This window comes from Arenibacter sp. F26102, assembly GCF_023015865.1.
Taxonomy (GTDB): domain Bacteria; phylum Bacteroidota; class Bacteroidia; order Flavobacteriales; family Flavobacteriaceae; genus Arenibacter.
In genome coordinates this window covers 1-455 of record NZ_JALKBC010000060.1, presented here as the reverse complement: position 1 = coordinate 455, position 455 = coordinate 1, and the positions used below count along the sequence as shown (strand labels likewise).

The window sequence follows — 455 nt, the reverse complement described above, 5'->3', positions numbered from 1 at the left end:
GCGCGAAACCCGCCACAAGATGAGATTTCTTTAAAGGGCCGTGGGAGATGACCACGTCGATAGGCCATAGGTGGAAGGGCAGCAATGTCCGTAGCCGAGTGGTACTAATTGCCCGTTGGCTTGCGCAAACGCCGTCCCGCAGGAAACCGCGGGGCGCAACAAACCTTTTTTCAAACAACAGTACGTGTACCTTACCTTATTTTAGTGCGACCGAAACGGCCGCCCTGTCCCATTATTATGTCATGCTTCGGCTACGCTCAGCATCCGCTGCAGGGTACCGGACATTAAAGTATAGAAGTTTTTAGGTGGCCCGCCCTGCAATGCAGTTCGGGTAGACCATGGCCCCAGGGCCATGGAAAAACATCAACGATTTTAGGTGGCCATGGCGACGGGGCCCACCCCTTACCATTCCGAACAGGGAAGTTAAGCCCGTCTGCGCCGATGGTACTGCTACA

General features: G+C 54.7%; 2 rRNA genes. Both read left to right on the top strand.

Annotated elements, in window-relative coordinates:
* Positions 1-128 (top strand): 23S ribosomal RNA (locus MWU78_RS22255); the annotation flags it as partial.
* A gap of 244 nt (positions 129-372) precedes the next feature.
* A 5S ribosomal RNA gene (gene rrf / locus MWU78_RS22250) occupies positions 373-455 on the top strand; the annotation flags it as partial.